This window comes from Microbacterium gawkjiense (assembly GCF_031932225.1).
Taxonomy (GTDB): domain Bacteria; phylum Actinomycetota; class Actinomycetes; order Actinomycetales; family Microbacteriaceae; genus Microbacterium; species Microbacterium gawkjiense.
Map to the genome: position 1 here is coordinate 281,355 of NZ_JAUZVV010000001.1, position 12,654 is coordinate 294,008.

12 protein-coding genes and 1 tRNA gene are annotated in these 12,654 nt (G+C 71.4%); 4 read left to right on the forward strand and 9 right to left on the reverse strand.

The window, feature by feature from the left end:
- The first annotated feature begins 111 nt into the window (after positions 1–111).
- Positions 112–1,143: an NADP-dependent oxidoreductase gene (locus Q9S71_RS01415; RefSeq protein ID WP_311860116.1), complete on the forward strand. Its 1,032-nt coding sequence runs from the start codon at positions 112–114 to the stop codon at positions 1,141–1,143.
- Positions 1,143–1,421, forward strand: a complete 279-nt coding sequence (locus Q9S71_RS01420) for an acylphosphatase (RefSeq protein ID WP_311860117.1) — start codon at positions 1,143–1,145, stop codon at positions 1,419–1,421. The genes Q9S71_RS01415 and Q9S71_RS01420 overlap by 1 nt, the downstream gene beginning before the upstream one ends.
- A gap of 4 nt (positions 1,422–1,425) precedes the next feature.
- Here Q9S71_RS01420 and Q9S71_RS01425 read toward each other — a convergent pair whose 3' ends face one another.
- From Q9S71_RS01425 to Q9S71_RS01465, 9 genes are all read right to left on the reverse strand, one after another.
- On the reverse strand, positions 1,426–2,211 hold the full coding sequence (locus tag Q9S71_RS01425) for an amino acid ABC transporter ATP-binding protein (protein ID WP_311860118.1): 786 nt from the start codon (positions 2,209–2,211) through the stop codon (positions 1,426–1,428).
- Positions 2,198–2,821 (reverse strand): amino acid ABC transporter permease, encoded by a 624-nt coding sequence (locus Q9S71_RS01430; RefSeq protein ID WP_422880342.1) that lies wholly within the window; start codon positions 2,819–2,821, stop codon positions 2,198–2,200. Before Q9S71_RS01430 ends, Q9S71_RS01425 begins: the two co-directional genes overlap by 14 nt.
- Positions 2,822–2,942: 121 nt before the next feature.
- Positions 2,943–3,737: an amino acid ABC transporter substrate-binding protein gene (locus tag Q9S71_RS01435; protein WP_064002983.1), complete on the reverse strand. Its 795-nt coding sequence runs from the start codon at positions 3,735–3,737 to the stop codon at positions 2,943–2,945.
- 112 nt (positions 3,738–3,849) lie between these two features.
- A complete protein-coding gene (locus tag Q9S71_RS01440) occupies positions 3,850–4,890 on the reverse strand; it encodes an NAD(P)H-dependent flavin oxidoreductase (protein ID WP_311860120.1) in 1,041 nt (346 codons plus the stop codon).
- A gap of 73 nt (positions 4,891–4,963) precedes the next feature.
- On the reverse strand, positions 4,964–5,653 hold the full coding sequence (rplA, locus tag Q9S71_RS01445; RefSeq protein ID WP_311860121.1) for a 50S ribosomal protein L1: 690 nt from the start codon (positions 5,651–5,653) through the stop codon (positions 4,964–4,966).
- 13 nt (positions 5,654–5,666) lie between these two features.
- Positions 5,667–6,098: a 50S ribosomal protein L11 gene (rplK, locus tag Q9S71_RS01450; protein ID WP_064002980.1), complete on the reverse strand. Its 432-nt coding sequence runs from the start codon at positions 6,096–6,098 to the stop codon at positions 5,667–5,669.
- Between the two features lie 188 nt (positions 6,099–6,286).
- Positions 6,287–7,297: a transcription termination/antitermination protein NusG gene (gene nusG, locus Q9S71_RS01455; protein WP_311860122.1), complete on the reverse strand. Its 1,011-nt coding sequence runs from the start codon at positions 7,295–7,297 to the stop codon at positions 6,287–6,289.
- Positions 7,298–7,404: 107 nt separating this feature from the next.
- On the reverse strand, positions 7,405–7,671 hold the full coding sequence (gene secE / locus Q9S71_RS01460; protein WP_311860123.1) for a preprotein translocase subunit SecE: 267 nt from the start codon (positions 7,669–7,671) through the stop codon (positions 7,405–7,407).
- Between the two features lie 44 nt (positions 7,672–7,715).
- Positions 7,716–7,788: transfer RNA gene (locus Q9S71_RS01465), tRNA-Trp, on the reverse strand.
- Positions 7,789–8,004: 216 nt separating this feature from the next.
- Between Q9S71_RS01465 and Q9S71_RS01470 the strand changes: the two genes are divergently transcribed.
- Complete coding sequence (locus tag Q9S71_RS01470) at positions 8,005–9,825, forward strand: HSP90 family protein (RefSeq protein WP_311860124.1); 1,821 nt, start codon at positions 8,005–8,007, stop codon at positions 9,823–9,825.
- Positions 9,822–12,620 carry a hypothetical protein gene (locus Q9S71_RS01475; protein ID WP_311860125.1) on the forward strand — a complete coding sequence of 933 codons (2,799 nt, stop codon included), beginning with the start codon at positions 9,822–9,824 and terminating at the stop codon, positions 12,618–12,620. The genes Q9S71_RS01470 and Q9S71_RS01475 overlap by 4 nt, the downstream gene beginning before the upstream one ends.
- The last annotated feature ends 34 nt before the right edge of the window (positions 12,621–12,654 follow it).

The following is a 12,654-nucleotide window of genomic DNA, read 5'->3' on the forward strand; positions in this document are numbered from 1 at the left end:
TCTCGCTCCGGTGACGCCGACGTAACACCGTCGAGACAATGTCGCGATTGACTGGTCTTCCACCGAGCACCCCCGCGCTCGCCGTCGAGCGCAGGTGAGAAGGAGCAGCCGATGCGATTCCGGCCGCTGCGATCCGCAGCCCCCACCGCGAGCGAGGTCGTCGAGGTGACCGCTCCTCCCGCGGACATGCGCGGCGTGGTCTACGACGCCCCGGGCGACGCCGAGGCCCTCCGTGTCGCCCGCCTGCCCGTCCCGAAGCCCGCACTCAGCGAACTGCTCGTGCGCGTCGTCGCCGCCGGCGTGAATCCGATCGACGCCAAGACCCGCGCGGGTCGCGGCCTGAACGGTCTCCTCGACGGCGACCCCACGCCCCTCGGCTTCGACTTCAGCGGGGTCGTCGTCGCGAGCCCGTTCGAGGCCCACCCGTTGCAGCCGGGCGACCCGGTGTTCGGGATGGCGGCCTTCCCCCGGACGGGCGGGAGCTACGCCGACTACCTCGTCGTGCCCACCCTGTCGGTGGCGCGCAAGCCCGCCTCGCTGTCGCACGTCGAGGCGGCGGGGGTGCCGGTCGCGGCGCTCACCGCCTGGGGACTCGTCGTCGAGACCGCTCACGCGCACGAGGGCCAGCGCGTCCTCATCCACGCCGGCTCCGGCGGCGTCGGTCACTTCGCCGTGCAGCTCGCGGCCTACTTCGGTGCCCACGTGACGGCGACCGGTTCGGAGCGCAACCTCGGCTGGCTGCGCGAGCTCGGGGCATCCGTCGCCATCGACTACACGACGACCCGCTTCGAGGAGGTCGTCGGCGAGGTGGACGTCGTCATCGACCTCGTGGGCAACGTCCACGGCGACACCGGCACACGGTCCCTGACCGTCCTGCGCCCGGGCGGTCTCTACGTCATGGTGCCCACGGGAGCATGGGACGGATACGCGGATGCCGCCGCGGCGGCCGGCGTGCGTGCGACCTCCTACAAGACCATCCCCGACGGTGCCGTGCTCGCGACGCTCGGACGCCTGCTCGACTCGGGTGCCGTGCAGGTCTACATCGACCGGGTATTCGACCTCGCCGACGCCGCCGGGGCGCATCGCGAGCTCGAACGCGGCCACACGCGCGGCAAGATCGTGCTGAGCGTGGCGGACGCCTGATGCGCCGCATCCGCCTCGTCGTCCGGGGCATCGTCCAGGGCGTCGGGTTCCGCTACGCGATGCATCACATCGCACGTACGGTCGGCGCGACCGGCTGGGTGCGCAACCTGTCGGACGGCACCGTCGAGGCCGAGGTCCAGGGCGACGCCGGGGCCGTCGAGGCGGTCCTCGACTGGGCGGCGAAGGGACCCCGGGGCGGCGTGGTCGACGACGTCGCGATGACCGAGGTGTCGACGGTGGAAGGCGACGCGGGTTTCGAGATCCGCCGCGACGCCTGACGCCTCACTCCTCGAGCGGTCGCAGGATGCGGTCGAGGAAGCGCCGGGTGCGCTCGTTCGTCGGCGCGGTGAAGAGGTCGCGGGGGTGACCGCGCTCGACGATCACGCCGCCGTCGAAGAAGACCACCTCGTCGGCGACCTGTCGCGCGAAGCCGAGCTCGTGCGTGACGATGACCATCGTCCAGCCCTCGTCGGCGAGCTCCTTCAGGACGAGGAGTACCTCCCCGACCAGCTCGGGGTCGAGCGCGCTCGTCGGCTCGTCGAAGAGGAGCACGTCGGGCGCCAGGGCGAGCGCGCGGACGATGCCGACCCGCTGCTGCTGACCGCCCGAGAGCTCGTGCGGGTAGGCGTCCCGCTTCTCGGCGAGCCCCACGCGGGCCAGCAGCCGCTCCGCGTCGGCGACGGCGGCATCCCGCGCGACTCCTCGTGCGTGGACGGGACCCTCGATCACGTTCTCGAGGACCGTCAGGTGCGGGAACAGGTTGTGGTGCTGGAATACCATGGCCGAGCGGTCGCGGAGAGCGGCGCGCTGCTGCCTCGCCTCCTTGCCCTTCGCGAGGGCGGCGAAGTCCTGCGTCTGGCCGTCGGAGAAGGTCACCACGCCGGCGTCGGGAGCTTCCAGGCCGTTGAGGCACCGGAGCACCGTGGTCTTGCCGGACCCGCTCGGACCGATGAGGCAGACGACCTCGCCGCGACCGACGGCGAAGTCCACGCCGTCGAGGACGAGGTTGTCGCCGAAGGACTTCCGCAGTCCGGTCACGGCCAGCAGGGGGGCGTCAGTGTGCGACACGGCGATCGAGCCTCCGTTCGATGCGGTCCTGACCGAAGGAGAGGACGAGGCAGAAGAGCCAGTAGATGAACGCGGCCTCGATGTAGACGACGAGGAACTCCGAGCTGAACGCGGCGATGCGCTGCGCCGCGAGGAACAGCTCGGCCACCGTGATCTGCGCCACGAGGGACGTGTCCTTCACGAGCGAGATGAACGTGTTCGACAGCGGCGGAACCGAGACGCGCGCCGCCTGCGGCAGGATGATGCGCCGGAGCGCCGTGGCCCGCGGCAGACCGACGGTGAACGCCGCCTCCCACTGCCCCTTGGGGACGGAGAGTATCGCGGCGCGGATGACCTCCGCGGCGTACCCGCCGACGTTGAGCGACAGCGCGATGACGGCGGCCGGCCAGGCGTCGAGGCGCACATCGATCTGCGGCAGCCCGTAGTAGACCACGAAGATCTGGACGAGCAGCGGCGTCCCCCGGATGACGGAGATGTACGCCCGGGCGAGACCCGACAGCAGCCGGTTGCCCGAGATGCGCATCAGCGCCGCCGCGATCGCCAGCACGAGACCGATCACGAACGAGACGAGGGCGAGCGGGATCGTGACCGTCACCCCGGCCAGGAGCATCGGCCAGAACGAGCTCAGGACCAGTTGCCACGTATCGGCGTCCACCGGCATCCTTTCTCAGAACGGGCGACGGGCCCGACGGACGCCTCGCAGCGTCGCGCCGAGCCCGTCGGGGCCGGGATCACTCGGTGACGTCGGCTCCGAAGTAGGTCTCGCTGATCTTCGCGAGGGTTCCATCTTCGCGCAGCTCGTCGAGCGCGTCGTCGATCTTCTCGATCAGCGCCGTCTTGTCCTTCGCGGCGACGACGGCGCTCTGGGCGGGGTCGGTCTCGGCCGCGATCTTCAGGCCCGTGGGTCCGTTGGTCTTCTCGTAGTCGAGGAAGGTGAGCTTGTCGTTGACGGTCGCATCGACGCGGCCCTGACGCAGCAGCTCGACGGCCTGTGCCCAGCCCTCGATCGGGGTGACGTCGGCGCCGGCCTCCTCGGCCAGCTGGAAGAAGTTGCTCGTGAGCGACTGCGCCGTCTTCTTGCCCTTCAGGTCGGCGAAGCTCGAGATCGAGTCGTCGCCCTCCTGGACCACGACGACGCTCGGAGAGACGGTGTACGGCTCGCTGAAGAGGTACTTCTCCTCGCGCTCGGGGTTGATCGAGACCTGGTTGGCGATGACGTCGACGCGGCCCGCATCGAGACCGGCGAAGATGCCGTCCCACTGGGTCTCCTGGAACTCCACCTTCAGGTCGAGCTTCTCGGCGACGGCCTCGATGATCTCGACGTCGTAGCCGACGAGCTTGCCGGTCTCGTCGTGGTACGTGAACGGGCGGTAGGTGCCCTCGGTCGCGACCGTGAGCGTGCCCGCCTTGGCGAGACCGAGGTCCTCGCCGCCGGCACCGGGCTGCCCCGAACTCGTGGAGCAGGCGGTCAGCGCCAGGACGGTGCTGAGGGCGAGGGCTCCGAGGGCAGCGGTACGACGGGACATGGATCTCCTTGGTGAGGGGGTGTCGGGATGCGGTCGCACAGCAGCGGTGGCCGGCGCGACCCTTCAGTACAACACGCAGCGGCCCGAGATCTTCCCCGGGTGACGGACTGTGTCAGCGCGGCAGCCCGCGGACCAGCTCCGCGAACACTGCGGCGGCGTCGTCCGACCGCGACAGGCCGGCCGCCTGACCCGCCCACAGCGACACGAGGTCGCCGTCCTGCGCCGCCGCGGAGCGGAACGCCCCGGTCAGCCAGTTCTGTGCGGGGAACGGCGCGACGGCCCCCGCGCGCTCGATCGTCCGCACCGCTCGATTCGGGATGCCGCGGGCCAGGCGCCCGCTCATCGCCCGGGTCAGCACCGTGTCGGTGTCCGCCGCCGCCGCGAGTGCGGCTCGGTGCGCCTCGGCGGCCGCCGACTGCCGCGTCCGCAGGAACGCGCTCCCCACCTGCACGCCGGCCGCCCCGAGCGCGAACGCCGCCGCGACACCCCGACGATCGGCCACGCCGCCCGCGGCGATCACCGGGACGTCGACGGCGTCGACGACCTGCGGCACGAGGGCGAACGTCCCCACGAGGGACTCCTCGGCCGGTCGCAGGAAGCTCACCCGGTGACCGGCTGCCTCGGCACCGCTCGCGACGACCGCGTCGACGCCGCCCTCCTCCAGCGCGACGGCCTCGGCGACGGTGGTCGCGGTGCCGATGACGCGGATGCCACGACGATGCGCCTCGGCGACGACCTCCGGCGCGGGCACCCCGAACACGACGCTCAGGACGGCGGGCGCGGCATCCCACACCGCATCGAGCTGCTCCGACGGGGGAGGGAGGAACGCGGCGGGCAGCGGCGGGACGGCCGCACCGGCCGCCTCGAACAGCGGCGCGACGGCCGCCTGCGCGGCGGTCAGGTCGACCTCGTCGGGCGCGACCTCGTCCCCCGTCGGCAGCCAGAGGTTCAGGGCGAAGGGGCGTCCGGTCGCGGCGCGCAGCGCCGTCGCGGTGTCACGGATCCGGTCGCCCGAGTAGCCGTACAGTCCGAAGGATCCGAGGCCGCCGCAGTCGCTCACGCTCGCCGTCAGCGCGACCGACGAGAGCCCACCGAACGGGCCGAGGACGATCGGGGTGTCGATACCGAGGAGGGACTGCAGTTCACCGGTCACGCCCCGACGCTATCAAGGGCGGGAACGACGACGGGGCCCCACCCGAAGGTGGAGCCCCGTACGGTCAGTGATCTCAGACGAGAGCGTTGACGTCCAGCGGGATGCCGGGACCGAACGTGGTCGAGATGGCACCCTTCTGGATGTAGCGGCCCTTCGCGCTCGAGGGCTTCAGACGCACGATCTCTTCGAGAGCGGCGGTGAAGTTCTCGTTCAGCTGCTCGGCCGAGAACGACGCCTTGCCGACCACGAAGTGGACGTTGGCGTGCTTGTCGACGCGGAACTCGATCTTTCCGCCCTTGATCTCCTCAACGGCCTTGGCCGGGTTGGGGGTCACGGTGCCGGTCTTGGGGTTCGGCATGAGGCCGCGGGGTCCGAGGACCTTACCGAGGCGACCGACCTGGCCCATGAGCTCGGGGGTGGAGACCGCCGAGTCGAACGCGGTGTAGCCACCGGCGACCTTCTCGATGAGCTCGGCGCCACCGACCTCGTCCGCACCCGCGGCGATGGCCGCTTCGGCGGCGGGACCGGTCGCGAACACGATGACGCGGGCGGTCTTGCCGGTACCGTGGGGCAGGATGACCGTGCCACGGACCATCTGGTCCGCCTTGCGCGGGTCGACGGCGAGCTTCAGCGCGACCTCGACGGTCGAGTCGAACTTCGCGGAGCCGGTCTCCTTCGCGAGGGCGACAGCCTCCTCGGAGGAGTAGAACGTGGAGCGGTCGATCTTCGCCGCTGCTGCTTCGTAAGCCTTGGACTTAGCCATGATGTTCTTCCCCTCAGTCCTCGACCGTGATGCCCATGGAGCGGGCGGTGCCGGCGATGATCAGCGAGGCGGCCTCGATGTCGTTCGCGTTCAGGTCGGGCATCTTCGTCTCGGCGATCTGACGGACCTGGTCCTTCGTGAGCTTCGCGACCTTGACGGTGTGCGGGGTCTTCGAGCCCTTCGCGACGCCGGCGGCCTTCTTGATGAGCTCCGCGGCGGGCGGGGTCTTCAGGACGAAGGTGAAGCTGCGGTCCTCGTAGACGGTGATCTCGACGGGGATGACGTTGCCGCGCTGCGACTCGGTCGCGGCGTTGTACGCCTTGCAGAACTCCATGATGTTGACGCCATGCTGACCGAGCGCGGGGCCGATCGGCGGCGCCGGGTTGGCGGCACCGGCGTTGATCTGAAGCTTGATCAGGCCGGTCACCTTCTTCTTCGGTGCCATTCCTCTTCCTTTCACGAGCGGGACGGATGCCCCGTTCTCCCACGGTCCCGGCGGTTCCGGGTCGTGGTGGTGTCCGTGCGCGCGACGAAGCGACGCACAAACCACATGAGTCTACCGCATCCGGCATCCTCCGGCAGTACGGCGAAGGCCCCGCCGGAGCGGGGCCCTCGCGTCGCGCGGTGCGGCGCTTACTGCTTGGTGACCTGGTCGAAGCTGAGCTCGACCGGCGTCTCGCGCTCGAAGAGCGAGACGAGGACCGTGAGCTTGCCGCTCTCGGGCTTGATCTCGGAGATCGATCCGGGCAGGCCCGCGAACGAACCCTCCTTGATCGTGATCGTCTCGCCGATCTCGAAGTCGACCTCGGTGACGACCGAGCGCGCCTGCGTGGCGGAACCCTTGGCGGCACCGGCCTTGGCGGGGGCGACCTCCTTGGCCTCGACGAGGGGCTTCAGCATGTTGAAGGCCTCTTCGAAGCGCAGCGGCGTGGGGTTGTGGGCGTTGCCGACGAAGCCGGTGACACCGGGCGTGTGACGCACGACCGACCAGGTGTCCTCGTTGAGCTCCATGCGGACCAGCACGTAGCCGGGGATCCGCACGCGGTTGACCATCTTGCGCTGGCCGTTCTTGATCTCGACGACGTCCTCCATGGGGACCTCGACCTGGTAGATGTCGTCCTCGACCTCGAGCGTCGACTTGCGCTGCTCGATGTTCGCCTTCACCTTGCGCTCGAAGCCGGCGTAGGAGTGGATGACGTACCACTTGCCCTCGAGCGAGCGCAGCTCCTGACGGAACGCCTCGTACGGGTCCTCGGGGGTCTCGTCCTCGTCCTCGCCGTCGCCGAGTTCGGGACCGTCGTAGGGGGCGACCTCGTCGGCGGCGGCCGCAGCGCGCTCGGCCTCCTCGTCGGCGAGCGACTCGGTCAGCACCTCGGCGGCGGCCTCGGCCTCGTCGGCCTGGTCGATCTCGAGCGCGTCGTTCACGATGCGGTCGGCCTCGGGGTCTTCGATCACGACGGCGTCCTCTCCCGTGGGCTCGTCATCGGAGGACTCGTCGTCCTCGATGTGCAGGGCGGCGTGCTCGGCGGACTCGGCGGAACGCTCCTGGTCGGCCAGGACGTTGCCCTCCTGGGCCTCGTCGTCCTCGCTGGACTGCTCCGCGGCGGTCGACCAGTCGGCGTCGTCGACATATCTTTCGGTCACGTCATTCACTTCCCTGCAGGTTCGGCTTCGATGTTCAGCGGCGCGTCGGCGGGTGATCCCGTGGTCCGGGATGCCGTCCGTCACCGCGACGGATGGTCGTCCGTTCGTCAGCTCGGCACGTCGAAGACGATGTCCGTGACCCAGGTGAAGAGCAGGTCGAGCCCGTAGACGACCGCCATCACGACGACGACGAATCCGAGGACCACGAGCGTGAACTTGACGAGCTCCTGCCGGGTCGGCGTGACGACCTTGCGGAGTTCGGCGATCACCTGACGGATGAAGAGGGCGATCCGCTGGAAGAAGTTGAGCTTCTTCTCACGGGTGGCGCCGCTGCTGGCAGCGACGACCTCGCCGTTCGGCTCATCCTGGACCATTCAACCCACCTGTTGCTCGGTTCGAGTCAGCTGACGCTGACGCGCAGGGCGGACAGGAATCGAACCTGCAACCTGCGGTTTTGGAGACCGCTGCTCTGCCAATTGAGCTACCGCCCTAAGGTCTTGCGACCCGGGGATCCACATCCTCGCCGACCCCATGGGCACGGCAAAAGAATGCAGACAACTGCGCGCACAAGCATACGGCATGCCTCGCGGGGTGGCGAACGCGCGGCATCCTCCCCCCTCCCGGATGGGCCTCGCTAGGCTTGTCCGGCCGTCCTGTCGCGGCAGTGCCGGAGGGGGTCCGGCGCACGGACGATCACGAGGAGCCCGGTGACCGACAGTTCCGCCGCCCACCAGTTCCAGGTCGACCTCCGGGGTGTCATCGACCTCCTCAGTCGCCACATCTACTCGAGCCCCCGCGTGTTCCTGCGCGAACTCCTCCAGAACGCCGTCGACGCGATCGCCGCTCGACGTGCGCTCGACGGCGGGGGCGGCCGCATCCGGATCACGCCCGTGAGCGCCGCGTCGGACGAGTTCGTCCTGCGCGACGACGGCATCGGGCTCACCGAGGCCGAGGTCGCGGATCTGCTCGCGACGGTGGGACGCAGCTCGAAGCGCGACATCTTCGATCTGCCGCGTGGCGACTTCCTCGGCCAGTTCGGCATCGGGATGCTGTCGTGCTTCATGGTGTGCGACACGATCGTCATCCGTTCGCGCAGCGCCGCGGGGGGCGGCGCCGTGGAGTGGACCGGCCACGCCGACGGCACCTTCACGGTGTCGCCGTACGCGGGCGACCTCCCCGTCGGGACGAGCGTGCACCTGACCCCGCGCGCCGACACGCGGTCGCTGCTCGAGACGAGCACCGTCCTCGACCTCGCCGAGACGTTCGGGTGCTACCTGCCCCACACCGTCGTGGTCGACCTCCCCCGCGGCGGCGAGACGACCGTCACCGAGCCTCCGCCGTTCCTCGGCGACGACCTCGAGCGCCTCCTCGCCTACGGGCGCGAGCTCATCGGTGCGGAGCCGCTCGATGCCATCCCCCTCCATGTGCCGGGCACGCAGACCCGCGGGGTGGCCTTCGTCCTGCCCTTCGCCCCTCCCTCCACCGCACGGCAGAGCACCCGCGTCTACCTGCGGCGGATGCTGCTGACCGAACGCGCCGACGACCTGCTGCCCGCCTGGGCGTTCTTCGCGCGCGCCGTCGTGGACTCGGGGTCGCTGCATCCGACGGCCAGTCGCGAGTCCCTCGTCGACGACGACGCGCTGGAGCAGACGCGGCAGGAGATCGGCGAGGCGATCCGGCGCTGGATCCTCGAGCTCGCGCTGCAGGACCCGGTGCGGCTCTCGCAGTTCGTGTCGATCCACGAGGTCGCCCTCAAATCCCTCGTCCGTCACGATGACGAGCTCGCCCGCTTCATCGTGCGCTGGCTCTCGGTCGAGACGACCGCGGGGCGGCTGCGGATCGAAGAGCTGGCCCGCCGGTTCCCGGTCGTGCGTTACGCCGAGACGGTCGACGAGTTCCGGCAGGTGGCCAGCATGACCGCGTCGGGCGCGGTGCTCGTCAACGGCGGCTACCTCTACGACGCCGACCTCGTCCGCCGCATCCCGGAGCTGTTCCCCGAGGTCGAGGTGGAGCGGGTGGACGTCGTCGGCGAGATCGACCGGCTCGATCTCGCCCCGCTCGACGATCGCGCCGCCGCGACCGGCCTCGAGGACCGCGCCCGCGCGGCGCTGACCGACGTCGACGTGGCCGTCCGGAGCTTCGACCGGCCTGAGCTGCCGGGGCTGTTCGTGGCCGATGCCGAGGTCCTCCGCGCGCTCGACCGCGGACGGGCCCGGAGCGCCGGCGGCGCCCTGTGGGGCGGCGTCCTCGACCGTGCCGCGAGCGTCGTCTCGGGCGGCCGCGGGGCCGACGAGCCCGCGGCGCGGCTCTGCCTCAACTGGACCAACCCGATGATCCGCCGGCTCGCGGCGACCGCACCGGGCCGCGTGTTCGACCTCAGTGTGCAGCTGCTCTACGTGCAGTCGCTGCTCGCCGGGCACCATCCCCTCGGACCCGACGACCGCGCCCTCATGTCGACGGCGCTGTCCGAGCTCGTCGACCGCGCGATCGACACCGACACTCCGCCCGCGACAGAAGGAGCCTCATGACCGGTCACGCCACCCGCATCCGATCCCTCTTCGATGAGATCGACAACACGCCGTGGGGGCCGCAGGAGCAGGCCCTCGTCGCGCAGGCGGTCGCGCTGGCGCAGGAGAGCGGCGACGAGCGGCTCGAGTACGAGGCGCGGCTGCGGCAGACCTCGAGCGCCAACATGAGCGGCGACACCGACCTCATGCTGACCTCCTTCGCGTGGTGCCTCGCCCATCACGACGCCGACCCCGAGGGCTTCCCCGCGACGGTCGAACCCGCCGGCGACCTGCTCTGGCAGTACAAGTGGATGGCGAGCGCGCTCGGCGGGTCGCCGGAGTTCTCGCTCGATCAGATCGCGGCGGTGCTCGACGATATGGAGGCGCACTACGAGCGCGCCGGCATCGGCCCCAGCGGGGTGCTGATGGCCCGTTTCGAGGATGCCTGGGCCGCGGGGCGCCTGGACGAGGCGACCGACCTGCAGCGCCGACTCGAGGCGACGCCGCGCGACGACTACAGCCACTGCGACGCGTGCGTGCGCAGCCAGTTCGCCGGCTTCTTCATCGAGACCGGTCGCGAGGACGACGCCATCCGGCTCGTCGGCGAGATGATCGAGAACGGCTTCTCGTGCGGCGAGGAGCCCGAGCACGCCCTCTCGCGCATCCTCCTCCCCTACCTGCGCGCCGGCATGTTCGACGACGCCCGGACGGCGCACCTGCGCAGCTACCGGCTCGCGAAGGACAACCCCGACAACCTCGCAATCGTCGCGAAGAACGTTGTGTTCTGCGCCGTCACCGGCAACGAGGCCCGCGCCCTCGCCCTCGTCGAACGCCACCTCCCCTGGCTCGTCCACGACGGTCTCAACGCCGACGCGCACGCGACCGCCCTCGGCGCCTTCGCGCTTGCTCTCGACGCCGTCGCGGCCGCGGGGCACCCCGAGCTCACCGTGCGCGGGTCCGACGCCGACGCGCTCGTGCCGGTCTTCGGCGCGCACGACGGCCCGTGGCGCGTCGACGAGCTCGCCGCGACCGCCTGGCGGGCCGCCGGCGACATCGCCGCCGCGTTCGACCGCCGCAACGGCACCGACGCCCACACCCGGAACCTCGAGCGACTGCGCGAGACCGGCGCCGAGCGGTACGACGTCCCGATCCGCACGCACGACTTCTCGGCCGTCGCGACCCCCGCCCCCGCCGTGACCCGCGAGGAGCGGCTCGCGCGGGCCGTCGCGCTCGCGCAGGCCGGATCGTCCGCCGCGATCGCCCCGCTGCGCGAGCTGCTGACGGATGCCGCGCCCGCCGAGCGCGTGACGCTGTCGTCGCACCTGCTGGGCGGCCTCGTCGCGACCGACCGGCTGGACGAGGCGGAGGCGTTCCTGCCCGAGCGGATCGCCGCGCTGCGCGAGGCGGGACACGCGGCGCAGGCCGAGCTCGAGGAGCGCCTGGGGCTGGTCCTGTTCGGCAAGGACCTCGCCGAGGCGGGCGACCTGCTGCGCGCCGAGGTCGCCGCCGCGGCGGACGCGCCCACCGACGTGCGGGCGGACCTGCTGCAGACGCTCGGCGTCGCGCGGCTGTACGAGGGCGGTTTCGCCGAGGCGCGCGAGGACGCCCGCACCGCTGCCCGCCTGTTCGCCGAGGCGGGTGAGGCGGTCCGCGCGCAGGGCGCGCAGGTGCTGGAGGTGGATGCCGCGGCATCCGCTTCGCTCTTCGACGAGGCGCGTGAGGTCGTGGCCGAGCTCCTGGCCGCGCCGCTGAGCGATGGGCGCCGCGCCCGCGTGCTCGCGGCCCGCGCGCGTCTGCAGGGCGGTGCCGGGGAGTTCGAGTCCGGCGCCGCCGACGCCGACGAGACGGTGCGACTTCTGCTGTCGCTCGGCGCCGACGACGTGCGTGTCGGCGAGGCGTTCCTGCTCGCCGGAGCCCTGCACGAGGATGCCGGCTCGGCGTCGCTCGCGGCGGGTCGGTACCGGTCGGCGGCGGAGCGGTTCGAGTCCGCGGGCGCCCCGACCGCCGAGACCCGCTACCGGCTCGGCCGCGCGCTTCTCGCCTCGGAAATGCCGCAGGAGGCCCTCGATGCCCTCCACGAGGCGCTGCAGGAGGAGACCGCCGCCGAGGTCCCCGCGGGGTCCCGGGCGATCACCGTCGCCCTGCTCGCCCGCGCCTACGAGGGGGCACGGGACTACGGCAACGCCGTGGGGGCGTGGGGCTTCGCGGCCGACCTGTACGAGGAGGCCGGCGAGGCCGAGGGCCAGGCGCAGGCGCTCGTGCAGCAGGGCCGGCACCTCGGCAACTTCGGGGAGTTCGACGACGCCGTGCTCGCGTTCGACACCGCGATCGGCCTGATCGGGGACCGCGAGGACCAGGTCGGCGTGCTCGCCGAGGCGCTGCACCTGCTCGCGCAGGCCAAGATGCAGCGCGGCGACGAGGACGCCTTCGACGTGATCGACCAGGCGCTGGCGCTCGGCCGGGCCAACGAGGCGCACTGGTACGTCGCCGACGTGCTCGACACGCGCGCGCGCCTGCTGGCCGGCCGCGAGCGCACGGAGGAGGCCGTGGCGACCGCCCTCCAGGCCGCGGACGGATTCGCCGAGGCCGGCGACCCGGGCTCGGGGGCGGGGTCGGAGCTGCTGGCAGCCCGGCTGCTCGTCGGGGTCGACCGGGCAGCCGACGCGGTCCTGCTCTACCGCTCAGCCGTCGACCACGCGACCGAGGGCGGCAACGACCCGCTCCGCCAGCAGGCGGCGCTCGAGCTCGGCGACGTCTACGAGGGCCTCGGCCGTCACGCCGAGGCGGCGGAGATCCGCGCGACGACCTCGGCCTGAACCGGGAACGGTGAGGGGGCGGCATCCGATCGGA